Raw genomic sequence first — 23,619 nt, 5'->3', positions numbered from 1 at the left:
GCCAACAAGTAACACCAGGGCTGTTGTCTGCGATGACCAACTTGGGGGACGGACTGGACGCCGAAGTGGGCGCGGCCGTCGACGGCGACCGCCAGGCGATCGAACGCCTGCTGGCCTCCATTCGTCCTCTTGTGGTGCGGTACTGCCGCGCCAGAGTTGGAAGGCAGGAGCGGAGCTTCGCTTCGGCGGACGATGTGGCCCAGGAGGTGTGTCTCGCGGTGCTCACGGCATTGCCCAGCTACCGCGACCAAGGTCGGCCCTTCCTCGCGTTCGTGTACGGGATTGCGGCGCACAAGGTTGCCGATGCACATCGGTCTGCCGCCAGGAACCGCTCCGAGCCCGTTCCCGAAGTTCCCGACGCGCCGGAGACCGAGGCTGGTCCGGAGCAGCGGGCGATGCAGGGCGAACTCTCCGATCGGATGGCCGTACTACTGCGCGTCCTGCCGGAGAAGCAGCGGGAGATCCTGCTGTTGAGGGTGGTGGTCGGGCTTTCCGCCGAGGAAACTGCCGAGGCGGTCGGTTCGACGCCGGGTGCGGTCCGGGTGGCGCAACACCGTGCGCTGGCTCGGCTCCGCAAGTCGCTGGCAGCGGAGGAGGTGGTCTGAGTGGCCGACGAGCACGGGAAGGACGACGAGGAAGTGCGCGGACAGGACGGTAGAACCCCGCACGAACCCGTCGCAGACGATCTTTCGGCTGTACAGGCCGATGACAGGCTGCTGGACGCACTGGGGTCCGCGACGCCAGGTGCGGCCGGCTCACTGGTCGACGACGATCTGAACGCGTTGCTGCTCGCGTGGCGGCACGAGGTGGAGACCGAGCCGTTCGGCGAGCTCGTCGACACCGACACCGCGATCGCCACGATCCAGGCTGCCCGCCCGCAGCCGGTGAGCAGGCACCGCTTCCTTATCCCGCTGGCGAGCGCCGCCGCGGTCCTGGCCATCGCCTTCACCGGCGTGAGCCTGGTGGCCCGCGACGCCCAGCCCGGCGACGCACTCTGGGGCCTGACGCGAGTGCTCTACTCCGAGCACGCCAAGTCGATCGAAGCAGCCGCCGTGGTCCGCAGCGACCTCGACTCCGCACGCCTCGCGCTGCGCGAGGGCAAGGTCAACGAGGCCCGCGAGAAGCTCGACAAGGTCGAGGCCAGCCTGGGCTCGGTGTCCACCGCCGACGGCAAGGCCGAGCTGGAGCAGGACCACAAGCAGCTCGAGCAGGAACTCGACACCAACACCTCGGCCACGACGCCGACCACGCCGGACCCGACCACGTCGACCAAGCCTCCGAGGCCGACCAAGTCTTCGCAGCCGACGACCCCGTCGTCCGAGCCGCCCACGTCCGAGCCGCCTTCGACGACGTCGTCGACCCCGCCACCGCCGGACCCGACCTCCAACGGCGAGCCGCCGCCACCTCCGCCGCCCGCGCCGGAGCCCGGGTCTGAGTCGCCTGGGTCCAGTGGCGAGGCCGGGCAGCAGGGTTCCAACTGAGTTGGGCCGCTGAGGCCTACTGAGACGGTGTGTGAACGGCCCCTGATCTTTCGAGGTCAGGGGCCGTTCACATGTCTTGGGTGTCACACGTCAGGTGGAATGTGTACGGCCCGGGGTCCACGCCCTGGGGCCATGGGCCGGTGCGCAGTTGCCGGGTGCAGTGGCTGGGCGTGCAGTGGCGGGGCTGGTGGTCGCCTTGCGTTGGTCGGCCCGCGGTAGCCGAGCAGGTGGGTTGGCTTGCGTTGGCGGGCGCCGGTTCCCTGGTNATGGGCCGGTGCGCAGTTGCCGGGTGCAGTGGCTGGGCGTGCAGTGGCGGGGCTGGTGGTCGCCTTGCGTTGGTCGGCCCGCGGTAGCCGAGCAGGTGGGTTGGCTTGCGTTGGCGGGCGCCGGTTCCCTGGTGGGCGGGTCGGCTTGCGTGCGCTGGTCACGTTCCAGCGGAGGGGTCGTCTTGCGTGCGGGCGGTCGCCTTGCGTGCGTGGCCGGGCGGGTCCTTGGACGAGCTTTGGTTGCGTCATCGCCGCTTCGCGACGATTGCGATTGGGGCTTGACTTCGGGGCCCTTACTAGGCGCTGGTCGGCCTTGAAAGCTGGGCATGTAGAGCGCCCGGCCGATCCGCGAAGGTAGCGCCTCGAACCCAAAGTCAAGCCCCAATCGCCGTCGTGCGTGGGCGCGTTGGCACCGTCGGTGGCCGTTATCACCGCAGCTCAGCGCGGCATCAGGCCTTACGGGCTCGCTTCGCTTCGCCACTGCGGAAGGGCGGCTCGGCTTCGCCATTGCCCTGCGTGGCAGCAGGCCGTTTCGGGCTCGCTTCGCCACGCCAGCCGGGGCGTCGACACGTCGAGGCCGCTGTAGCTGTGGCGGGTGCGTGCGCAGTCTCACCGTGTCTGAGACCTCACACCCGGCTCGGTCGTGGCAGCGGTCAGCGGGCCGACTCGGTTGCGGTCACGCCGTCCGCATAGCCGCGGCAGTACTCCCAGCTCACGTAGGCGCCGGGGTCCGGGTCGAAGGCCGGCTCGTGGGGGCGCATGCGGCCGTCGGCCAGGAGTTGTTCGAGTGAGGCTCGCAACAGTGCCCAGTCGTGGTAGTGCGGTTCCTGGCACTCGCCGCAGTCCACGACGATGCCGCGGACGCCTCGGTGTTGGAGCAGGGCCTGGTAGACGGCGAGGTCGCTCAGGTCGCTGACCAGCTCCGCTCGTTCGTCCTCGTCCATCGGGGGATGGTCGTGGTCCGGCTCGCCGAGGGTGAGCGCGGGGTCCTCGGGGTCGCCCTCGAAGGGGTCTGGTGGCAACGCGTCGTGCGGCACGACCCCGCACGGTACCCGCCGTACCCCCACGGTCGTCCAGATACCATGGGTCGCACCGCCTCCGCCTGCGGAAACCCACGCTCGCAGGAGGGGGAGCAGACCGCACGACGGAAGGCATGTCACCCGCTATGACCAGCGAGCTCAACGCTGACGGAGTCCCGAGCAAGTTCGCCATGCTGGGACTGACCTTCGACGACGTGCTCCTGCTGCCGGCCGAGTCGGACGTCGTCCCGAGCGGCGTCGACACGAGCACCAGGATCTCGCGCAACATCACTCTCAAGATTCCGCTGGCCAGCGCCGCGATGGACACCGTCACCGAGGGCCGGATGGCCATCTCGATGGCGCGTCAGGGCGGTATCGGCGTGCTGCACCGCAACCTGTCCGTCGAGGATCAGGCGCGGCAGGCGGAGACCGTCAAGCGGTCCGAGGCCGGCATGGTCACGGACCCGGTGACGTGTTCGCCGGACGACACGCTGGCCGAGGTCGACGCGCTGTGTGCGCGCTACCGCATCTCCGGTGTCCCGGTCACCGACTCGAACAACAAGCTGGTCGGCATCATCACGAACCGCGACATGCGGTTCGAGCTCGACCACACCAAGCGCGTCAGCGAGGTCATGACCAAGGGGCCGCTGGTCACCGCGCAGGTCGGCGTCAGCGCCGATGCCGCGCTGGGGCTGCTGCGCCGGCACAAGGTCGAGAAGCTGCCGATCGTCGACGGTGACGGCAAGCTGCAGGGCCTGATCACGGTCAAGGACTTCGTGAAGACCGAGCAGTACCCGAACGCCACCAAGGACCCGGACGGCCGCCTGCTGTGCGCCGCCGCCGTGGGTGTGGGCGAGGACTCGTTCGTCCGTGCGATGACGCTCGCCGACGCGGGCGTGGACGTGCTGATGGTCGACACCGCGCACGGCCACTCGCGCGGCGTGCTGGAGATGGTCGCCCGCATCAAGAAGGAGCTCGGCGACTCGGCTGACGTCGTCGGCGGCAACGTCGCCACCCGCGCTGGTGCGCAGGCGCTGGTCGACGCGGGCGCGGACGGTGTGAAGGTCGGCGTCGGCCCCGGCTCGATCTGCACCACGCGCGTTGTCGCGGGTGTCGGTGTGCCGCAGATCTCCGCGATCTACGAGGCCTCGCTCGCCTGCACCCCGGCCGGTGTGCCGGTGATCGGTGACGGCGGCATCCAGTACTCCGGCGACATCGCCAAGGCCATCGCGGCCGGTGCGTCCGCCGTGATGCTCGGTTCGCTGCTCGCGGGCACCCAGGAGGCGCCCGGCGACCTGATCCTGGTCAACGGCAAGCAGTTCAAGACCTACCGCGGCATGGGCTCGCTGGCCGCCATGCAGTCGCGCGGCGACGCCAAGTCGTACTCGAAGGACCGCTACTTCCAGGACGACGTGCTCAACGAGGACAAGCTCGTCCCCGAGGGCATCGAGGGCCGCACGCCGTTCCGCGGCCCGCTGTCGCAGGTCGTGCACCAGCTCAACGGTGGTCTGCGCGCGGCGATGGGCTACACGGGCTCCCGCACGATCGCCGAGCTGCAGAACCAGCAGCTGGTGCGCATCACCGCGGCGGGCCTGAAGGAGAGCCACCCGCACGACATCACCATGACCGTCGAGGCCCCGAACTACACCACCCGTTAGGGTTCGTCGGCGCTCGCTGAGGGCGACGTGTGTCCGCGGAAAGCGCGAACCCAGGTCGCTCGCAGTGTCTTCTCTGGGGGCGGCCCCCAGACCCCTGGACGAAGGAGAGGAACCACAGGTGCGCGATCTGGTCGAGATCGGCATGGGCCGGACCGCGAGGCGGGCCTACGAGCTGGACGACATCGAGATCATCCCGTCCCGTCGCACGAGGTCGTCGAAGGACGTCTCCACGACGTGGCAGATCGATGCCTACCGCTTCGACATCCCGCTGATCACCCACCCGACCGACGCGATCGTGTCGCCGGGCGTCGCGGTCGCGGTCGGTGAGCTGGGCGGTCTCGGTGTGCTCAACGCCGAGGGCCTCTGGGCTCGGCACGGCGACGTCGACGAGGCGCTGTTCCGCCTGGTGCAGGCGACCGAGGACAGCGACGACCCGGCGGCTGCCGTGAAGGTGCTGCAGGAGCTGCACGCCGCCCCGCTGCGGATGGACCTGATCGCCGAGGCGATCAAGCAGATCCGCGAGTCGGGCGTCACGGTGGCGGTCCGCGTCAGCCCGCAGCGCGCCGCGGAGCTCACCCCGGACCTGCTGGCCGCGGGCGTGGAGATCCTGGTCGTGCAGGGCACGATCATCTCGGCCGAGCACGTGTCACGTGATGGCGAGCCGCTGAACCTGAAGTCGTTCATCGCGGACCTCGACATCCCGGTGATCGCCGGCGGTGTCGGCGACTACCGCACGGCCATGCACCTGATGCGCACCGGCGCGGCGGGCGTGATCGTCGGCTACGGCTACACGCCGGGCGTCACCACCACCGACACCGTGCTGGGCATCGGCGTGCCGATGGCCACCGCGATCGCCGACGCCGCGGCCGCCCGCCGCGACTACCTCGACGAGACCGGCGGCCGCTACGTGCACGTCATCGCCGACGGCGGTGTCATGACGAGTGGCGACGTGGCGAAGTCCATCGCCTGCGGTGCCGACGCAGTGATGCTGGGCGAGCCTCTCGCCGCCGCGACCGAGGCTCCCGGCCAGGGCCTGTACTGGACGGCCTCGTCCGCGCACCCGTCGGTGCCGCGCAGCCTCGTCGCCGAGGCCGTGGACCAGGAGCTCGACCTGCGCAAGCTGCTGTTCGGGCCGTCGTCGGACCCGCGCGGTGTGACGAACCTGTTCGGCGCGCTCAAGCGGGCCATGGCCAAGACCGGCTACTCCGACCTCAAGGAGTTCCAGAAGGTCGGCCTGACGATCCGCGGCTGATCAGTTCGGCAACGAGGGGCGCACTCCGACAGGGGCGCGCCCCTCGTGCTTTATTGGACGACGTGCCGCTCGTTGAGATCACCTACGCGCCCAACCTCTCCCACAAAGTCCTGAGGAAGCTCGCCGAGATGCTCCCGCACGCCGTTTCGGTGGCCGTGGAGTGCCCGGAGGAGCCCTACGACGGCGACCTCCAGCCTGGCGACGTCGAGTTGTACTTCCGTGCCCGAGGCCTGTGGGACGTCAGCGACATGGACGTGGTGGTCGAGGTGCGGTCCAAGTGGTTCGAGAGCCGCGCCGAGAACCGCCAGGACCGCGTCGACGGCCTGTGCGAGGCCATCGAAGAGGCGACCGGACTGGCACAGGTCGGCGTCTACCTCAGCCTCCCGATCGCGGCCTGGGCGCAAAGCTGATCTTGCAACCGATGCCCCGTCCCGCGCGTCCTCTTGAGCGTGGAATTGGATGCCTTGTTCGGTGACAGCAGCGTCGAGACGGTGGAGGAAGCACCCGCGGAGGAGCAGGAAGGCATCGGCTGGAAGGTCTTGGCCCTGCTCATCGGCGGTGGTCTGGTGATCACGGCGCTGGTCGTGGCCTTCATGGTGTGGGTCATCGAGGGCCTGGTGCTGTAGGGCCTGCAAAATGAGGTTCATGACCGGCCTTCACGGAGCTCGCGAGCTGACCGTCACCGGGCCACCAAGCTTGGCGTCGCCGGTCTGGTCGCTGACGCCGAGCAGGGTGGTCCAGTGATGATCACCAGGCACAGTCGCCCGGTGGCCGCCGTCGTACCGATGAGCCGGCTGGCTGAGATCGACGAGGCGGCAGCCGACCTGAGGGATTTGGCGCTCGTGCTCGCGCGGTCGGTGGCGGACTCAGGTCGCCGCGCCTCCCTCGACGATGTCCTGGAGACGTTCGGGCACACACGCGAATCGTTGGCAGCAGTGGAGGACGAAGACTCGCTCGATGGCTGAGGTCCTGCTCACCGACACGGCTGTTGATGACCTGCGACGTCTTGGGCCAGATGTTGCGCCCGAGGTCTGCGAAAGTCTGTTGTCGCGCGCTCGAGTGCCGGGGTCTACGCCGAGGCGTCGACAGTTCTCGACCGCCGTCTGAACCGATCGGGGACTAGGCGTTACCGGAAGTAACGCCTACTCTCCGGTTCATGGGTGAACTCGCCGGTAACTTCGATGTCGTCATCGTCGGCTCCGGGTTCGGTGGCAGCGTCGCCGCGCTCCGCCTGACCGAGAAGGGCTACCGCGTCGCCGTCCTGGAGGCGGGGCGCCGGTTCGCCGACGACGAGTTCGCCAAGACCAGCTGGAACCTCCGCAAGTACCTGTGGGCGCCGCAGCTCAAGTGCTTCGGGATCCAACGCATCCACCTCCTGCGCAACGTCATGGTGCTCGCCGGTGCGGGCGTCGGTGGCGGTTCTCTCGTGTACGCGAACACGCTGTACCGGCCGCTCAAGCCGTTCTACGAGGACCGGCAGTGGGCGCACATCACCGACTGGCAGGACGAGCTGGAGCCGTTCTACGACCAGGCGAGCCGGATGCTGGGTGTCGTCACGAACCCCACGACCACCCCGAGCGACGTCGTCATGCAGAAGGTCGCGAAGGACATGGGCGTCGAGGACGGCTACCACGCGACGCCGGTCGGGGTGTTCTTCGGCGAGCCCGGCAAACCAGCCGACGACCCCTACTTCGGCGGCGCCGGTCCGCAACGCACGGGCTGCACCGAGTGCGGCAGCTGCATGTCGGGCTGCCGGGTCGGCGCGAAGAACACGCTGGTCAAGAACTACCTGTATCTGGCGGAGAAGCTCGGCGCGAAGGTCTTCCCGCTGACCACGGTCACCGCGCTCAACGAGAGCAACGGCAAGTGGACCATCGACGTCAGGAAGACCGGCGGCCGTGCGAAAGCCGCGTTCACCGCTGACCAGGTCGTCATCGCCGCCGGCACGTGGGGCACGCAGCAGCTCCTGCACAAGGCGAAGGCCTCCACCTTGCCGAGGATCTCCGCGAAGCTCGGTGAGCTCACCCGCACCAACTCCGAGTCGATCATCGGGGCCGCGCGGTACTCGGTCGACCCGAAGAACGACTTCACGCAGGGCGTCGCGATCACGAGCTCGATCCACCCGGACGAGATCACGCACATCGAGCCCGTGCGGTACGGCAAGGGCAGCAACGCCATGGGGCTGCTGCAGACACTGGCCACCGACGGCGCGGCGAGCACCCCGCGGTGGCTGCAGTTCATCAAGGAAGCGGTCAAGCACCCGCTCAAGCTCCTCAGGCTGCTCAGCGTGCACAGGTGGAGCGAGCGGACCGTGATCCTGCTGGTCATGCAGAGCCTGGACAACTCGATCACGACGTTCCTCAAGCGCGGCAAGCTCACCAGCAAGCAGGGCCACGGCGAGCCCAACCCGGCGTTCATCCCTGCGGGTCACGAGGCGAACCTGTTGGCCGCCAAGCACATCGACGGCATGGCGGGTGGCACGTGGGGTGAGCTGTTCAACATCCCGCTGACTGCGCACTTCATCGGCGGCTGCGTGATCGCGTCCAGTGAGGAAGAAGGCGTGATCGACCCGTACCACCGCGTCTTCAACTACCCCGGACTGTCCGTTGTGGACGGTGCGGCGATCAGTGCGAACCTCGGCGTGAACCCGAGCCTCACCATCACCGCGCAGGCCGAGCGGGCGTTCTCGCTGTGGCCGAACAAGGGCGAACAGGACCAGCGGCCCGAGCAGGGCCAGCCGTACCGGCGGATCAACCCGACGAAGCCGAAGAACCCGGCGGTTCCCGATCAAGCTCCAGCCGCATTGCGGTTGCCGATCGTGAAGGCGTCCTGACACGGTGGAGGTATGGCCAAAAAGCCGCCGAAGAAGCCATTCGCCTCCAGTGCCGACCTCGCCCCGAAGGACGAGGTGTTCGTCGAGCTCGCCGAGGGCGTCTACACCCTGACCGCCGAAGGCGACCCCAACGTCGGGGCGATCGAGGCCGAGGACTTCCTGATCTGCTTCGAGGCGCGCGCCACACCCGCGGCCGCGCGCCGGTGGCTCACCACGCTGCGCAAGCACACCAAGAAGCCCGTCCGGTACCTCGTGCTCAGCCACTACCACGCCGTCCGCACGCTCGGCGCCAGCGCGTTCGACGCCCAGGAGATCGTCGCGCACGAGATGACGCGGGTGCTGATCGCCGAACGCGGGCAGCAGGACTGGGAGAGCGAGTACGGCCGCATGCCGCGGCTGTTCGAGCAGCCGGAGGAGATCCCGGGACTGACCTGGCCGACGCTCACGTTCTCCGACCGCATGACGATCCCGCTCGGCGACGAACGCGGCGACCTCGTCCTGCAGCACCTCGGTCGCGGCCACACGGCGGGCGACATCGTGGCCTGGCTGCCGCAGCAGCGGATCCTCTTCGCCGGCGACCTCGTCGAGTCGCAGGCCGCGCTCTACACCGGCGACGCGTTCCACGACGAGTGGGCGTCGTCCACTTTGGACGAGATCGAGGACCTCGGCGCCGAGGTCCTGGTCGGCGGGCGGGGCAAGGTCGCCCGCGACCGCATCGAGGTCGAGGCTGCGATCGGCCAGACCAGGCACTTCCTCAACGAGCTGCGTCGCACGGTCGGTGGCGTCCACGGCGACGGCGGCACGCTCAAGCAGGCCTTCGAGCTGGCGCACAAGACGCTCGAACCCCGGTACGGGCGCTGGCCGATCTTCGAGCACTGCCTGCCGTTCGACGTGAAGCGCTACTGGGACGAGCTCGACGGCAAGGACTGGCCGGAGATCTGGACCGCGGCACGCGACCGCGCCGTCTGGGACGCCCTGCAATGAACCCGGTGCTCGTCGTCGGCGCCGGGCCGGTCGGGCTCACCGCCGCGCTGTTCCTCGCGCGGGCCGGCGTGCCGAGCGTCGTCCTGGAGAAGGCCGAGCGACGTCAGGAAACCGGCAGCCGCTCGATCTGCGTGCAGCGCGACGTGCTGGAGATCCTGGAACGGATCGGCGTCGGCCAGGCCGTCGCCGACGCGGGCGTCACCTGGTACACCGGCCGCACCTACCACCGCGACCGCGAGGTGCTGACCCTGACCTTCCCCGAGGCCAAGGGTTTCCCGCCGTTCGTCAACACCCCGCAGACCGTCGTGGAGCAGCTGCTGGAGGAACGCGTCCGCGCCGAGCCGTTGATCGAGCTCCGCTACGGGCACGCCCTGGAAAGCCTGACCCAGGACGACGAGGGAGTGTCCACACAGGACGGGATCAGGGCGACGCACTGCATCGCCGCGGACGGTGTGCACTCGAAGGTCCGGCAGCTGCTGGACATCCCGTTCGAGGGCTTCTCGTTCGACGACCGGTTCATCATCGCCGACGTCCGCGTCGACCTGGACTTCGAGACACCCGAACGCCGCTTCTACTTCGACCCGCCCTGGAACCCCGGCCGTCAGGTTCTCCTGCACCCGCAACCGAACGGCGTCTGGCGGATCGACTGGCAGGTCGCCGAGGACGTGCAGCTCACCGACGCCCACATCCGCGCGATCGTCGGCGACAAGCCGTACGAGGTCGTCTGGCAGTCCACCTACCGCTTCCACCAGCGGCGCGCGACGACGTTCCGCATCGGCCGGATCCTGCTCGCGGGCGACGCGGCGCACGTGATGAGCCCGTTCGGCGCCCGCGGCCTGAACTCCGGGATCTGCGACGCCGACAACGCGGCCTGGAAGATCGCCGCTGATCGCAACGGCGAGGCAGGCCCGCACCTGCTGGAGTCCTACAACGTCGAACGCGGTGCCGCCGCCGACGAGAACCTCCGCATCACCGGCGCCACCATGCGGTTTCTGGTGCCGGGCACTCCTGAGGAACGGGACAAACGAGAACGAGCGCTCGAATCGGGCGAGGGCATCGACTCGGGCAAGCTCTTCACGCCGTTCTCCTACGAGAACTCCCCGCTGACGACCGACGGAGGCGAGCTGATCGAAGGGTCGCGCACAGCCGGCCCCGGATTCAGCGTCGCCGGGAATCGCCTGATCAGACCGGACGGCCACGTCGCGGGGAATCGGACCGATGAGGTGACGCGCCGGGCGCTCGGCTGGTGAACTGGGTCACATGGGGATCAGCAGGCGAACGTTCATGCAGGGGACCGCACTCGCCGCAGCAGCCTTGGGGACGGGCACCGCGGCGGCCGACACCAACTGGGCGAGGCTGCGCAAACGGCTCGGCAGCAGGCTCGTACTGCCGCAGGACCCGGGCTATGACCAGATCAGGTTGCCGTACAACGAGGTCTACGCGTACCGCAGGCCCGCGGCGATCGCGAAGTGCGTCCGGACCGAGGACGTGCAGGCGTGCCTCGACTTCGCGTCGCACGAACGCATCCCGGTGGCGGCCCGCAGCGGCCGGCACAGCTACGCGGGCTACTCGGCGCCGGAGAACGGCCTGATCGTCGACCTCAGCGCGTTCAACGACGTGCAGGTCCGCGGTACGCATGTCCAGGCCGGCACCGGCACCAGGCTCGACAACTTCTACGAGGCGATCGGCGCCCAGGGGCGTTCGGTGCCTGCGGGTTCGTGCCGATCGGTCGGCCTCGGCGGGCTCGCGCTCGGCGGCGGCATCGGCGTCACGGCCCGCAAGTACGGCCTGACCTGCGACAACCTGGTCAGCGCCCGGATCATCACGCCGGACGGTTGCCTGCACACGGTGTCCGAGCACCAGGAGCCCGACCTGTTCTGGGCTCTCAAAGGCGGCGGTGGCGGCAACTTCGGCATCGTCACCTCGTTCACGTTCCGCAGCTTCCCAGCGCCGATGATCACGCGCTTCTACGTGGCGTATCCGGGTGGTGCCACGGCGGAGGTCGTCGAGGCCTGGCAGGACTGGTTCGAGAACGCGCCCGACGAGCTCTGGGGCGTCTGCGGAACGGGTGCCGGCTCACCGACGATCACCGAGATCGACGGCACCTACCTCGGCCCGGCCAAGGACCTGAACCCGTTGCTGGACCGCCTGCCCAAGGCGCCGAGGCGCGATGTCGAGGAGCTGAGCTACCTGGACGCCATGCGGTTCTTCGCCGGCGGCTACGAGACCGGGTTCCCGTTCGTGGCGTCGTCGCGCATGGCGTACGGCCGGATCGACGGCGAACGGGTCGACGAACTCCTGACGGGGCGGACCAACTGCCGCATCCAGCTCGACTCGTTCGGTGGCGCGCTCGGCCGGATCGCACCGGACGCCACGGCGTTCCCGCACCGGGCGGCGAAGACCAGCGCCCAGGTCTACGTCAACGTGCTGGACGGCCGGACCGAGGCGGAGGGGCGCCGGATCGTGGCGTCGTTGCGCGACGGGCTCGGCCTGGGCACCACCGGGTACGTGAACTACATCGACCCTGAGATGCCCGACTGGCCGACCGCCTACTACGGCCGCAACGTCGCCCGACTCAGGAAGGTCAGGCGACGCTACGACCCGGACCGCGTGCTGGGGTTCCAGCAGGGTCTGTAGCTGGACCCTTGGCCTAGATCTGAATTCCGGTCAGCACGGTGATCCGCTCCTCGGTGAAGTCCTCCATCGCCGACCGGACGCCCTCACGTCCGGTGCCCGAGCCCTTCACGCCGCCGTAGGGCATCTGGTCGGCGCGGTAGGACGGCACGTCACCGATGATCACGCCACCGACCTCGAGCTCGGCCGCGGCCTCGAACGCCACCTGCACGTCACGGGTGAAGACACCGGCCTGCAGCCCGTACTTGGTGTCGTTGGCCTGCGCGAACGCGTCCTCGACACCGTCCGCGACCGAGACGACGAGCACCGGCCCGAAGATCTCCTCGGTCCACAGCTTGGCGGTGGAAGGCACGTCCGCCACCACGGTCGGCTCGACGGTCGTCCCGGTCCGCTTGCCGCCGAGCAGCACGCGCGCGCCCGCGTCGGCGGCCATGTTGACCCACTCCTCGACGCGCCGGGCGTTGTCCTCGTCGATCAACGGCCCGACCTCGACCTCGGGGTCGTGCGGGTCGCCGGTCTTCAACGCCCCCACCGCTTCCACGAGCTTCGGCACGAACTCGTCGGCCTTCGAACGGTCGACGATCACCCGTTGCACGGCGATGCACGACTGCCCGGCCTGGTAGTTGCCGAACGTCGCGATGCGCTGCGCCGCGTGGTCCAGGTCCGTCCAATCAGGACAGATGATGGCGGCGGCGTTGCTGCCCAGCTCCATCACGACGTGCTTGCGCGGCGCGGCTTCCATCAACGACCAGCCGACCTTCGTGGAGCCGGTGAACGAGATGACCGGCAGCCGGTCGTCCTTCACCAAAGCGTCCATGTCCTTGCCGCGCACGGGAAGGATCGAGAACGCGCCCTCCGGCAGTTCGGTCTCGGCCAGGATCTCGCCCAGCAGCAAAGCCGAAAGGGGCGTCGCCGAGGCGGGCTTCACGATCACCGGTGCACCCACCGCGAGCGCCGGCGCGACCTTGTGCGCCACCAGGTTGAGCGGGAAGTTGAACGGCGCCACGGCGAGCACCGGCCCGCGCGGCACGTGCCGGACGATCGCCATCCGCCCCACACCGTTGGCGTCGGTGTCGAGCCGCTGCAGCCCGCCGGTGAACCGCCGGGCTTCCTCAGCGGCGAATCGGAAGGTGTTGACCGCTCTGGCCACCTCGATCTCGGCCCACTTGAGCGGCTTGCCGTTCTCGGCGGTGATCGTCTCGGCGATCTCCTCCGCGCGTTCGGCCAGCGTCTCGGACACCTTCAGCAGCGCCGCCGCCCGCACGTGCGCGGGTGTTCGACGGAACTCCTTCGCCACCGCGTGAGCCGCCGTCACCGCACGTTCCACCTGATCTCTGCCCGGCACGGCGACCGAGGCGACCTCGGTGCCGTCGAACGGGTGGAAGACCTCTAACGCCTGCTCGCCCTGCTCGGGGCGGCCGGCGACCCAGCACGGCCTGGGTTGCGGCGTGAACGCGTCCATGGGATCACGTTAAGCCCTATTGGCCTGCACGTACTCGACACACTCCTAGAAGACGGAGTCGGTTGGGTGTCAGGAACGGGCTTCGCCGGTTCCTGACACCCAACCGACGAGTCCTGCGTAGTACTCGTCATGGCGTTCAGCCCGCTGAAGCACGAACGCGGGGTGCTCGCGAATGGTGCGGATCATGTCGTCCAGTCGCATTAGGACGTGTTCGTCCTCGTACGCATACCCATACGCGTCACAGAACAGTTCCGTACGACGTTCGCGCTCGTCCGGCAGCGCGAGCACGAACTGGATGAGCGCCCAGCTGACGTCCCACCAGCGCGGACCCGGATGGGCGGAGTCGAAGTCGAAGATGCCCACCGGCACGCCGTCTCGACAGGTCGTGTTGTAGGGCGCGAAGTCGCCGTGCAGCACCACCTCGACCGGCTCCCTGGCGGGGTGGTGCCACCCGTCCAGCTGATCGAGGAGCGGGATCGTCGCGTCGTGCAACTTGCGCAGCACAGGGCCGACTCGATCAACGACGCGTCGTCCGAAGGTGGCACGTGGCCAACGTCACCGGGCAGGTAGCTGAGCAGTTCGTGCTCGTCGTCCAGTCCGAGCGGAACCGGCGCGATCCCCAGCGGTGCCAAGTGCCGCAACAAATCGTGCACCCGAGGTGCCCACGGCCCGGCCGGCCTGCGCACCGCGTCACCCACCCTGAACACCTGGTTCAGCCCGCCACCGGTCAGCAGTTCACCGTCCACGCATGAGATCCTTGGCGGCGTGTCCGACACCAGCAACCGCCCTGTTCTCGTCGTCGACTTCGGCGCCCAGTACGCGCAGCTGATCGCCCGTCGCGTGCGCGAGGCCCAGGTCTACTCCGAGGTGGTCCCGCACACCGCGACGGTGAGCGAGATCCTCGACAAGAACCCGCTGGCCATCGTGCTTTCCGGTGGCCCGTCGAGCGTCTACGAGGAGGGCGCGCCGCAGGTCGACCCGAAGCTGTTCGAGACCGGCGTCCCGGTCTTCGGCATCTGCTACGGCTTCCAGGCGATGGCGCGCGCACTCGGTGGCGCAGTTGAACAGACCGGCACCCGCGAGTACGGCCGCACCGACCTCGGCGTGACCGGCGCGGGCGGCTCGCTGCACGAGGAGCTGCCGGGCAGCCACCCGGTGTGGATGAGCCACGGCGACGCCGTCACCAAGGCGCCGGAGGGCTTCACGGTCACCGCGACCAGCGAGGGCGCCCCGGTCGCCGCGTTCGAGGACACCGAACGCCGCTTCGCCGGTGTGCAGTACCACCCGGAGGTGCACCACTCGCCGCACGGCCAGGAGGTGCTGCGCCGGTTCCTGCACGACATCGCGGGCATCCGTCCGCAGTGGACCACGTCGTCCATCGTGGACGAGCAGGTCGAGCGGATCCGCGAGCAGATCGGCGACCGCAAGGCCATCTGCGCGCTTTCCGGCGGTGTCGACTCCGCGGTCGCGGCCGCGCTGGTCCAGCGCGCCATCGGTGACCGCCTCACCTGCGTGTTCGTCGACCACGGCTTGCTGCGCGCCGGTGAGCGCGCCCAGGTCGAGCGCGACTACGTGGCCGCCACGGGCATCAACCTCATCACGGTCGACGCCCGCGAACGCTTCCTCAACGCACTCGCCGGCGTCACGGACCCGGAGGGGAAGCGCAAGATCATCGGCCGCGAGTTCATCCGCGTGTTCGAGCAGGCCGAGCGCGACCTCAAGGCCGAGGGCGACTACGGCTTCCTGGTGCAGGGCACGCTCTACCCGGACGTCGTCGAGTCCGGTGGCGGCACGGGCACCGCGAACATCAAGTCGCACCACAACGTCGGCGGCCTGCCGGACGACCTGCAGTTCGAGCTGGTCGAGCCGCTGCGCGCGCTGTTCAAGGACGAGGTGCGCCGCGTCGGCACCGAGCTGGGCCTGCCCGAGACGATCGTGCAGCGCCAGCCGTTCCCCGGTCCCGGCCTCGGCATCCGGATCATCGGCGAGGTCACCCAGGACCGCCTCGACACGCTGCGCCAGGCCGACGCCATCGCCCGCGAGGAGCTGACCGCGGCCGGTCTGGACCGCACGATCTGGCAGTGCCCGGTCGTGCTGCTCGCGGACGTCCGCAGCGTCGGTGTGCAGGGTGACGGCCGCACGTACGGCCACCCGATCGTGCTGCGTCCCGTCTCCTCCGAAGACGCCATGACCGCGGACTGGACCCGCCTGCCCTACGAGGTCCTCGAACGCATCTCCACCCGAATCACCAACGAGGTAGCCGAGGTCAACCGCGTCGTCCTCGACGTGACCTCCAAGCCGCCGGGCACCATCGAGTGGGAGTAATACGACCATGAGGGTGACCTTCATGGACCTCAGGTCCATGAAGGTCACCCTCATAGCATTTCAGGCGCGGGACTTGCGTCTCAAGGAGTTGGTCAGCAGGACCAACCCGACCACGATGGCCGTTCCTCCCAGCGCCCATCGGAAGTCGAACCAGAACGTCCCGTTGCTCAGCACGTAGGCCGCCATCAGCCCGCCGCCGATCCCGAACACCAGGCCCAGCGGGTCGATCCGCCTGCGCATCACCGGCTGCTGCCCAGAAGTCTGCTCAGTCACGGAGCACCTTCACCTCTCCGACGTTCGTCAGAACGTCCAGGTCGATCTTCAGGCCGCCGTTGCCGTTCTCCCCGAGGTCGGTCCCGCCGACCTGGACAGTGGTGCCCTCCGCGCGCTTGCCGAGGCAGTCGAGCTCACCGATGGACGAGGCCTCGCAGTTGAACGTCACGTCGGCGTTCTTCGGCACGTGCACGATCAGCTCGCCGAGGTTGGCCTCGACCTCGGTCTTCACCTCGCCGGAGTCCGGCATCTGCCGCAGGTCGAGCATCACGCTGCCCACGCCCACCTCGTACCGGCTCTTCACATCCGTCACGGAGCGCGGCGTCTCCGCCACGCTGCCCAGGTTGCTCGGCCCGTCGAAGCCGATGGCCGTCATGCCGAAGCCCACCACGGACAGCGGGACCAGCAGCCAGATCAGGCTGCGACCGGCGCCCACGAACGACCCGACCAGCAGTCCTGCCGCGAGCACCGCGATCAGCAGTCCGATGACGTGCGGAGCCGTGAACCAGGCCGACCACATCCCCGCGATGCCGGAGCCGATGCCCACCGCGACCGCCACACCCAGCGTCGCCAGTGCGACCTTGGGCCTGCGCGGGCGAGGAGCAGGCGGCTGCGGCTTGGGAGCGGGTTCCGGCAGGTCCCAGGCGAACGGAGCGGCACCCAGCGGATCCCAGGCAGGCGCCCCCGGCACCGGTGGCACTGGCGGCGGCTCGACGAGCGTGGTGGCCGGCTGCAGGTGCCCGCGGTTCTTCTGCAGCAGGTAGATGCACGCGATCGTCGCGGCCAGTGTCACCACGACCTGGAACCCGCCGTTGCCGAACGTGAAGGTGAGCGCGGGGAACATCAGCAAGCCCAGCAGCACCGTCTGCGCCTGCGACATGGAGCTGTGGCCCTTGTTGATCAGCGACTCCAGCGGCGAGACCTGGTCGCCCTCCTCGGGCAGCAGCAGCCAGCCGGCCAGGTACATCGGCACACCGACACCGCCCGCCAACGCGAGGGCGACGAACGCGATCCGCACGATCACCGGGTCGATCTGGAAGCGCATGGCGATCCCGGTGGCGACGCCGCCGAGCTTGCGCCCTGCACGGGGCCGCACCGGCCGGTGGGCCCAGAACTCTCTGAGCGTGTCCGCCACGCCCTGCATTGCCTTCTCAGTCCCGCTCACGGTGACAAGGTTGCGCTGCCACGCCTGGAACCACATCAGGGACCAGCCCTGATTCTGCGAACCGGGGTCATCCCTGATGAACAACAGCCCGGGACGTGTGACGATCGGATGGTGAGTGCACAGATCGAGCCGATGCGCCGTCGACGCACCGGCCGGGTGGTCGCGGGCGTCGCGAGCGGACTGGCGGACCACCTCGGCGCACCCGTCTTCTGGGTGCGCGCGGTCTTCGCCGTGTTCGCCGCCCTGAGCGGGATCGGGATCATCGCCTACGGCCTGCTGTGGATGTTCGTCCCGCAGTCGACCGTGATCGAACCGGAGACCGAGAAGGACCGCAAGGAGTGGCAGCAGGCCATCGGTCTCGCCGCTCTCGGCATCGGCGTCGCGGTGTTCACCGGCCTGCTCAACGGCGCGTGGAGCGGCTGGATCACCGGCCCGATCGCCGTGGCACTCGTGGGCGCCGCGGTCGTGTGGCGCGAGGCTGACGAGGCACAGCGGCGCCGCTGGAAGGACGGGGCGTTCGCGCAGGGGAAGACGGGGATCGTGCGGACGGTGGCGGGAGGCGCGCTGGTGGCGGCGGGTGTCGCCGCGTTCCTGGTGTCCAACGGCTCCTTCCAGAACCTCTCGACCATCGTGCTCTCCGTGCTGGCGACGTTGATCGGCGTCGCGGTGCTGACCGTGCCGCTGTGGATGCGGCTGGTCCGCGACCTCGACGCGGAACGCCGGGCGCGCATCCGCACCGAGGAACGCGCCGAGATCGCCGCTCACCTGCACGACTCCGTGCTGCAAACGCTTGCGTTGATCCAGAAGCAGTCCGAGTCACCGCGTGAGGTGAAGCGCCTGGCCCGCAGCCAGGAACGCGAGCTGCGCAGCTGGCTCTACGGCCGTGAGGTGGGCGAGCAGCCGCACTCCATCAGCATCGCCATCGCCCAGGTGTGCGCGGAGGTGGAGGACGACTTCGCCATCGCCGTCTCGCAGGTCGTGGTGGGCGACTGCGAGCTGGAGGACGGGATGTTCGCCCTCGTCCAGGCGTCGAAGGAGGCGGTGGTCAACGCGGCCAAGCACGCGGGCGTCGCGGAGGTCAGCGTGTACGCCGAGGTCGAACCGGACAAGGTGACCGTTTTCGTGCGTGACCGGGGCAAGGGCTTCGACCCGGAGGCGGTGCCGGAGGACCGGCATGGCCTCGCGGGCAGCATTCGCGGGAGGATGGACCGGCACGGCGGGGAGGTGCGACTGCGCACGGCTCCGGGAGAGGGGACCGAGGTGCAGCTCGAGATGCCGAGGAAGACGGAGGCCAGGACATGAGCGTCAGGGTGTTCCTGGTGGACGACCACGCGTTGTTCCGCGCGGGAGTGCGGGCAGAGCTCGACACCATCACCGACGAGGTGGAGGTGGTCGGCGAGGCGGGCAGCGTCGGCGAGGCGGTGGCGGGGATCGCGCACCACAAGCCGGACGTGGTGCTGCTGGACGTGCACATGCCCGACGGCGGTGGCGCCGAGGTGCTGCGGCAGGTCCGCACCAAGATCCCCGAGGTCACGTTCCTCGCGCTGTCGGTGTCCGACGCCGCCGAGGACGTCATCAACGTCATCCGCGCCGGCGCCCGCGGCTACGTGACCAAGACGATCTCCAGCCAGGAGCTGGTCAGGGCGGTCGTGCGGGTGTCGGAGGGCGACGCGGTGTTCTCGCCGCGGCTGGCCGGGTTCGTGCTGGACGCGTTCGCCGACCGGCCGGGTGCCGCGCCGATCAGCGACCCCGAGCTCGACCTGCTGACGCCTCGCGAACGTGACGTCCTGCGGCTGCTCGCGCGCGGCTACGCTTACAAGGAGATCGCGTCCGAGCTGTTCATCAGCGTGAAGACGGTGGAGACGCACGTGTCGAGCGTCCTGCGGAAGACCCAGCTCTCCAACCGGTACGAGCTCTCCCGCTGGGCCACGGATCGCAGACTGGTCTGAAGGGTTTCCGGGGGATTTGATCAAAAAGGTCGCTCGCGGCGCGACCGAGGTGCTCGCGCCGTGGGTCTGGGTGATTTTGCTGCCGTTCGCGGTGGCTGCTGCTTCCGAAGGTCTGTGGAAGACGCTGCTCTGGGGGTTCGTGGTCGCTGTGACGGCGTCCGTCATCCCGATGGCCGTCATCGTCCGCGGCGCTCGAAAAGGCAAGTGGGACGGGCACCACGTCACGAACCGCGAGGGGCGGTTGGTGCCTCTGGTGACCGCCGGTGCCTCGCTGGCCGCCGGCACGGTGATCATGGTCCTGGGCGACGCGCCGCAGAACATGTTGGCGCTGGCCGGAAGCATGTTCGCCTCGTTGATCGTCAGCATGGCGATCACGTTCGGGGTGAAGTGGAAGATCTCGCTGCACGCCGGGGTGGCGTGGGCCGCCGTCGTGACGCTCGCGATCGTCTACGGACCGTGGCTGCTGCTGATCGCGTTGCCGGCCGCGCTGGTGTCGTGGTCGCGCGTCGAGCTCGGTGACCACACCGCGGCGCAGGTCCTGGCCGGTACGGCGATGGGCGTGATCGTGGGTGGCGGCAGCTTCTGGCTGCTCAGCTCTTCTGTCTAGTGCTGACGATCTTCATCGCGTTGTTCACGTTGCGGATCTCGACCTCGTAGACGCCGCGCTGCTGTTCGCCCCTGTCCGTCTTCATGACGAGCTCGACGGTGACGACCCAGTCCGCGCCGTTCGAGTACACCGGCACCGGGGTGTCGAGGCACTGGAGCTCGGAGTAGCCCTTCCACCGGTTGACGTAGTTCTCCAGCGGCTCGCTCGCGCGTTCGTAGAGGTTGTGCCAGGCCACGTCGGGATTGCGGGGCAGCTGGGCGTAGTGCTCCTTGACGAACCCGCTCGCCTCGCCCGCCGTGAAGTAGCGGGTCTCCCTGTTCGAGGAGGGGAACTCCCCTTGGTTGACCGGGGTGCCGCTGGTGCCGTTCCAGTACGCGGCCGCCGCGCCACCGCCGATGGCCAGCACCGCGATCACTCCCAGGATCACCAGGATCCGGCGGTTCGGCGCCTTGAGCCTGCGCGGCTGGGGGATCTGGAGCGGCTGGGACGGCTGCGGCTCCGCGGCCAGCAGGTCCGCGGCCTCCTGCGCGGTCGGCCGGCCCTTCGGGTCCTTCGCCAGCAGTCGGTTGAGCAACGGAGTGAGCTCGCCAGCGTTCTTGGCGTCCCGCAACTGCCCGCTGGCGGCCCGGTAGATGAGGCCGAAGCTGTTGTCGCTGGGCCCGAAGACCGACTCGCCCTCGATCGCCGTGTAGATGGTGGCGCCGAGCGAGAACACGTCGGACGCCTCGTTCGGCTGCTCACCGCGCGCCACCTCGGGTGCGAGGTAGGCGGGGGTGCCCGAGATCATGCCTGTGTCGGTCATCGTGCCGTCGCCGGAGGCCTTGGAGATCCCGAAGTCCGTGATCTTGACCGTGCCGTCGTCACCGATCAGGACGTTGCCGGGCTTGATGTCGCGGTGGACGATGCCCGCCGCGTGCGCCGCCGCCAGAGCCGAGGCGACCTTGGCCCCGATGCTCGCCGCCTGGGCCGGTTTGAGCGGCCCCCGCTCGGCGATGAGCGCCGACAGGCTGTGCGACGGCAGGTACTCCATGACGATCCACGGCTCTTCGTCGTCGCTGCCCACGACGTCGAACACCGCGATCGCGTGCGGGTGGTGCAACCGGGCGGCGTTGCGCGCCTCGCGCATGGCCCGCAGGTGGTCGCCGGTGATGAGCTGCTTGACCGCGACCTCGCGTTCCAGCACCTCGTCCCGCGCGCGCCAGACCACTCCCATCGCCCCGCTGCCGACGCGCTCGATCAGCGTGTAGCGGCCTCCGATGGTGGTTGTCACACCACGAGACTAATCAATCACCGAGACCGACATTCGCGGATCACGCGCACGGGGTGGTGCAAATCGCTCAGACACAAGTTGCAGGCGGCGCCGAATCAGACCCTGCTCGTGCACCGTCGTGGTGACGAGGAGGACCTGGTGCTGACCACGGCCAGCAGGGCGGCGGAGATGCGTGAGGTCGTCTCGTCCACCACGTCGCTGTTCGTCGCTTTGATGCAGTACAGCGAGGAGTTCGCGCAGAACGATCGCCGAGCTGATACCGACGGTGTTCCCGTGGGTGCGGTTCCGACCACCTCAGGAGAAGGAGGGGTTCGTCGTCGGGCTCGTGGAGATCCTCGAAGCCTCGAACTCCCTCGGCAGCCCGGCGCCGGTCATCCAGCTGATCACGGAGTGGAAGCACACCGTCGAGGTGTGGGCCGATCCGCGACTGGTCGAGATGTTCACTCGGGATCGGAGTCTGGACGAGGGCGATGAGGATGCTGACGAGGCTCCTGAGCCGGCGGATGTCACCGCGTCACCGCGTGAGCCCGAAGAAGAACGACCCGGTAGCGCAGCCGACGATCGGCGCTGAATGGCACATCCGCTACTTCGCCACCGACGTCGTGCGTGGGTGGGATGAACTGGAAAACCGGGCGGCCAACAACCTGCGCGCCGGTTGGCCACCGGTGTTCGTGGTGGCCGCGTCCTGCCGCGCTGGCAGATCGAAGTCACGGGTGGGGACCGCGTCTGGTACCTGCTCGACGTCGAGAAGCGCACGGTGTGGGTCGACTACGCCGGTGCGCACCCCAAGGCGACCGAGTAGTCCGTGTAGTCCTTGGTTCGCCGCCGCTGCCCACAACGACGAACACCGCCGGTGGTCTCCGGTGACGAGCTGCCCGCCGGCACCTCGCCCCGCGCCCGTCAGACCACCTGAGACACGAGAACTAGTCGATCGTCGAGACCAGCTTCTGCAGCTCGCGGTCGAAGTCGATCCACAGGTCCTCCTCGCCCGGCTGGACGACGTCGTAGGAGCTGTCCAGGAACGCCGCCACGTCCTCGGCGACCGCGCTGAGGATGGCGAACCCGGTCGGCGCGTTCAGCTCGACCAGGACGCGCTCCGGGTCGTCGGACGCGGGGCGGACCAGGATGTCGCCCTCACCGGACGGCGTCAGCAGACCGTCGGCCAGCAGGTCGCGGGCGAACATCCACTCGACGCGGCCGGAGCCGGTGTGGAAGACGACGGCGACCGCGTACGGGTCCTCGGGGTCGTAGACGAGCTCGGCCTCGACCGGCGCTGGAGCCGCGCCGGGGGCGAGGAGCTGAAAAGTCGTCCGGGTGGTGACCTTCAGGTTCTCGTTGTTCATGTCGATGTCCTTCCCAGGCTGGTCTCCATGTCCGCTCACAAAGAGGAGACGGCCAACCAGCTCGATAAGGACGCGATTCGTCTCGGAACCATCCTATTGGGGGAGACGTGCGTCTCACCGTTCAGCGTTTGACCAGGTCGCGCGTCTCGTTTGGTGAGACGGTCTGACCTGCCGAGACGGGCTGCCTCCGGGTCAGCGCAACACCCAGAAGCACCACCAGCATGCCGATGACGACCCTTGCGTTGAGTTGCTCTCCTAGGAAGATCGCTCCAAGGAGTACCGAAACCACGGGCAACAGGTAACCGACCGTAGTCGCGGTGGTGGCTCCCTCGTCGGCGATGACGCGGTAGTTGAGGATGAACGCGACGCCGGTGCCGAAGACGCCCAGGATCATCACGGCGGCGATGCCGACCCAGTGCAGGTGCAGCGGCTGCAGGCCGCCGAACGGCGTGGCCAGCACCAGCAGGCCCATCGCGGTGGTCAGCTGCATGGCGGCGAGCTGTGTGGACGACGCGCCGGTGTTGACCAGGTAGCGGCCGGCGTAGGTGTAGCCGATGGCGTAGCTCGCGGCGCCCACGAGGCACAGCACCGCGCCCCAGCTGGCGATGCTGTTGGCCTGCTGCCACGGCGCGAAGATCAGCAGCACGCCCGCGAAGCCGAGTCCGAGGCCGAGCATGCGCACCAGGTTGCTGACCTTCTCGGTGCCCAGGACGAGCCCGATGGCCAGCGCGAACAGCGGCGTCGTGGAGTTGAGCACCCCGGAGACACCGGAGTCGACGGTCTGGCCGCCGAAGGCGAAGAGCGTGAACGGGATGGCGCTGCCGAACATCGCGACGAACAGCATGTGACCCCAGATCTTGCGGTCGCGGGGCAGCGTCATCTTCGCCGTCGCGAGCACGGCGAACAGCACGAGCGCCCCGAAGAACGTCCGCACGAGCGAGATCTGCAGGGGAGCGAGGCTCCCCAGTGCAAGCTTCATCCACAGGAAGCTGGATCCCCACAGCAGGGCGAGCACGCCCATCCTGATCAACGTTCCGCGTTGGTTCACGTGTCAACCATGCGCCGCTAAACCCGTGAATACAATTTAATTGTTGTGCA

At 68.8% G+C, this 23,619-nt stretch carries 25 protein-coding genes; 17 read left to right on the top strand and 8 right to left on the bottom strand.

Features of this window, described 5'->3' with window-relative positions; genetic code table 11:
- Positions 1–32 precede the first annotated feature (32 nt).
- Together LFM09_RS30815 and LFM09_RS30810 are read left to right on the top strand one after the other, a co-directional pair.
- Positions 33–605 carry a sigma-70 family RNA polymerase sigma factor gene (locus LFM09_RS30815; RefSeq protein ID WP_030471987.1) on the top strand — a complete coding sequence of 191 codons (573 nt, stop codon included), beginning with the start codon at positions 33–35 and terminating at the stop codon, positions 603–605.
- A complete protein-coding gene (locus tag LFM09_RS30810; RefSeq protein WP_414100079.1) occupies positions 606–1,481 on the top strand; it encodes an anti-sigma-D factor RsdA in 876 nt (291 codons plus the stop codon).
- A 919-nt stretch (positions 1,482–2,400) separates the two neighbouring features.
- Here the strand turns inward: LFM09_RS30810 and LFM09_RS30805 are convergent.
- Positions 2,401–2,784 (bottom strand): DUF5319 domain-containing protein, encoded by a 384-nt coding sequence (locus tag LFM09_RS30805; RefSeq protein ID WP_166044613.1) that lies wholly within the window; start codon positions 2,782–2,784, stop codon positions 2,401–2,403.
- Between the two features lie 128 nt (positions 2,785–2,912).
- On the opposite strand from LFM09_RS30805, the gene guaB reads away from it, so the two are divergent.
- The 9 genes from guaB (at position 2,913) to LFM09_RS30760 (ending at position 12,130) form a co-directional block, all read left to right on the top strand.
- A complete protein-coding gene (gene guaB / locus LFM09_RS30800) occupies positions 2,913–4,424 on the top strand; it encodes an IMP dehydrogenase (protein ID WP_414100078.1) in 1,512 nt (503 codons plus the stop codon).
- Positions 4,425–4,542: 118 nt separating this feature from the next.
- The gene (locus LFM09_RS30795) at positions 4,543–5,676 is read left to right on the top strand and encodes a GuaB3 family IMP dehydrogenase-related protein (RefSeq protein WP_414100077.1); all 1,134 of its coding nucleotides are present in this window, start codon (positions 4,543–4,545) and stop codon (positions 5,674–5,676) included.
- 62 nt (positions 5,677–5,738) lie between these two features.
- Positions 5,739–6,086, top strand: a complete 348-nt coding sequence (locus LFM09_RS30790; protein ID WP_414100076.1) for a hypothetical protein — start codon at positions 5,739–5,741, stop codon at positions 6,084–6,086.
- A 39-nt stretch (positions 6,087–6,125) separates the two neighbouring features.
- A complete protein-coding gene (locus LFM09_RS30785; RefSeq protein WP_414100075.1) occupies positions 6,126–6,302 on the top strand; it encodes a hypothetical protein in 177 nt (58 codons plus the stop codon).
- 3 nt (positions 6,303–6,305) lie between these two features.
- Complete coding sequence (locus LFM09_RS30780) at positions 6,306–6,641, top strand: type II toxin-antitoxin system Phd/YefM family antitoxin (protein WP_414100132.1); 336 nt, start codon at positions 6,306–6,308, stop codon at positions 6,639–6,641.
- 191 nt (positions 6,642–6,832) lie between these two features.
- Positions 6,833–8,509, top strand: a complete 1,677-nt coding sequence (locus tag LFM09_RS30775; RefSeq protein ID WP_414100074.1) for an FAD-dependent oxidoreductase — start codon at positions 6,833–6,835, stop codon at positions 8,507–8,509.
- Positions 8,510–8,521: 12 nt separating this feature from the next.
- Complete coding sequence (locus LFM09_RS30770) at positions 8,522–9,493, top strand: MBL fold metallo-hydrolase (RefSeq protein ID WP_414100073.1); 972 nt, start codon at positions 8,522–8,524, stop codon at positions 9,491–9,493.
- Positions 9,490–10,743 (top strand): FAD-dependent monooxygenase, encoded by a 1,254-nt coding sequence (locus LFM09_RS30765; RefSeq protein WP_414100072.1) that lies wholly within the window; start codon positions 9,490–9,492, stop codon positions 10,741–10,743. Before LFM09_RS30770 ends, LFM09_RS30765 begins: the two co-directional genes overlap by 4 nt.
- 10 nt (positions 10,744–10,753) lie before the next feature.
- Positions 10,754–12,130, top strand: coding sequence for an FAD-binding oxidoreductase (locus LFM09_RS30760; RefSeq protein ID WP_414100071.1), 1,377 nt, complete (start codon positions 10,754–10,756; stop codon positions 12,128–12,130).
- A gap of 13 nt (positions 12,131–12,143) precedes the next feature.
- Here the strand turns inward: LFM09_RS30760 and LFM09_RS30755 are convergent, their stop codons facing one another.
- Together LFM09_RS30755 and LFM09_RS30750 are read right to left on the bottom strand one after the other, a co-directional pair.
- Positions 12,144–13,589 (bottom strand): aldehyde dehydrogenase family protein, encoded by a 1,446-nt coding sequence (locus LFM09_RS30755; RefSeq protein ID WP_414100070.1) that lies wholly within the window; start codon positions 13,587–13,589, stop codon positions 12,144–12,146.
- 69 nt (positions 13,590–13,658) lie between these two features.
- Entirely contained in the window at positions 13,659–14,093 is a 435-nt protein-coding gene (locus LFM09_RS30750) for a phosphotransferase (protein WP_414100069.1), read from the bottom strand.
- A gap of 261 nt (positions 14,094–14,354) precedes the next feature.
- Between LFM09_RS30750 and guaA the strand changes: the two genes are divergently transcribed.
- The gene (gene guaA / locus LFM09_RS30745; RefSeq protein ID WP_414100068.1) at positions 14,355–15,914 is read left to right on the top strand and encodes a glutamine-hydrolyzing GMP synthase; all 1,560 of its coding nucleotides are present in this window, start codon (positions 14,355–14,357) and stop codon (positions 15,912–15,914) included.
- Positions 15,915–15,974: 60 nt separating this feature from the next.
- Here guaA and LFM09_RS30740 read toward each other — a convergent pair whose 3' ends face one another.
- Positions 15,975–16,187 carry a hypothetical protein gene (locus LFM09_RS30740; protein ID WP_414100067.1) on the bottom strand — a complete coding sequence of 71 codons (213 nt, stop codon included), beginning with the start codon at positions 16,185–16,187 and terminating at the stop codon, positions 15,975–15,977.
- Positions 16,180–17,352, bottom strand: coding sequence for a PspC domain-containing protein (locus LFM09_RS30735; protein WP_414100066.1), 1,173 nt, complete (start codon positions 17,350–17,352; stop codon positions 16,180–16,182). Before LFM09_RS30735 ends, LFM09_RS30740 begins: the two co-directional genes overlap by 8 nt.
- Before the next feature lie 69 nt (positions 17,353–17,421).
- On the opposite strand from LFM09_RS30735, the gene LFM09_RS30730 reads away from it, so the two are divergent.
- The 3 genes from LFM09_RS30730 to LFM09_RS30720 are packed head-to-tail and all read left to right on the top strand — an operon-like array spanning position 17,422 to position 19,908.
- Positions 17,422–18,654, top strand: a complete 1,233-nt coding sequence (locus tag LFM09_RS30730) for a PspC domain-containing protein (RefSeq protein WP_414100131.1) — start codon at positions 17,422–17,424, stop codon at positions 18,652–18,654.
- Positions 18,651–19,301, top strand: coding sequence for a response regulator (locus LFM09_RS30725; RefSeq protein WP_189257545.1), 651 nt, complete (start codon positions 18,651–18,653; stop codon positions 19,299–19,301). The genes LFM09_RS30730 and LFM09_RS30725 overlap by 4 nt, the downstream gene beginning before the upstream one ends.
- Before the next feature lie 16 nt (positions 19,302–19,317).
- Complete coding sequence (locus LFM09_RS30720; RefSeq protein WP_414100065.1) at positions 19,318–19,908, top strand: hypothetical protein; 591 nt, start codon at positions 19,318–19,320, stop codon at positions 19,906–19,908.
- On the opposite strand, the gene LFM09_RS30715 is transcribed toward LFM09_RS30720, so the two are convergent.
- On the bottom strand, positions 19,892–21,178 hold the full coding sequence (locus tag LFM09_RS30715; RefSeq protein WP_414100064.1) for a serine/threonine-protein kinase: 1,287 nt from the start codon (positions 21,176–21,178) through the stop codon (positions 19,892–19,894). The two genes, LFM09_RS30720 and LFM09_RS30715, sit on opposite strands and share 17 nt — an antisense overlap.
- Before the next feature lie 277 nt (positions 21,179–21,455).
- Here LFM09_RS30715 and LFM09_RS30710 point away from each other — a divergent pair, with 277 nt between their 5' ends.
- Positions 21,456–21,749 (top strand): hypothetical protein, encoded by a 294-nt coding sequence (locus LFM09_RS30710; protein WP_414100063.1) that lies wholly within the window; start codon positions 21,456–21,458, stop codon positions 21,747–21,749.
- A gap of 84 nt (positions 21,750–21,833) precedes the next feature.
- The gene (locus tag LFM09_RS30705) at positions 21,834–21,980 is read left to right on the top strand and encodes a hypothetical protein (protein WP_414100062.1); all 147 of its coding nucleotides are present in this window, start codon (positions 21,834–21,836) and stop codon (positions 21,978–21,980) included.
- Positions 21,981–22,101: 121 nt separating this feature from the next.
- On the opposite strand, the gene LFM09_RS30700 is transcribed toward LFM09_RS30705, so the two are convergent.
- Together LFM09_RS30700 and LFM09_RS30695 are read right to left on the bottom strand one after the other, a co-directional pair.
- Positions 22,102–22,521 carry an SsgA family sporulation/cell division regulator gene (locus LFM09_RS30700; protein ID WP_189257546.1) on the bottom strand — a complete coding sequence of 140 codons (420 nt, stop codon included), beginning with the start codon at positions 22,519–22,521 and terminating at the stop codon, positions 22,102–22,104.
- Between the two features lie 121 nt (positions 22,522–22,642).
- Positions 22,643–23,569, bottom strand: coding sequence for a DMT family transporter (locus tag LFM09_RS30695; protein ID WP_414100061.1), 927 nt, complete (start codon positions 23,567–23,569; stop codon positions 22,643–22,645).
- Positions 23,570–23,619 lie beyond the last annotated feature (50 nt).

The sequence above is a fragment of the Lentzea alba genome (assembly GCF_047445655.1).
Classification (GTDB): domain Bacteria; phylum Actinomycetota; class Actinomycetes; order Mycobacteriales; family Pseudonocardiaceae; genus Lentzea; species Lentzea alba_A.
This window is presented reverse-complemented; position numbering and strand designations above follow the sequence as displayed.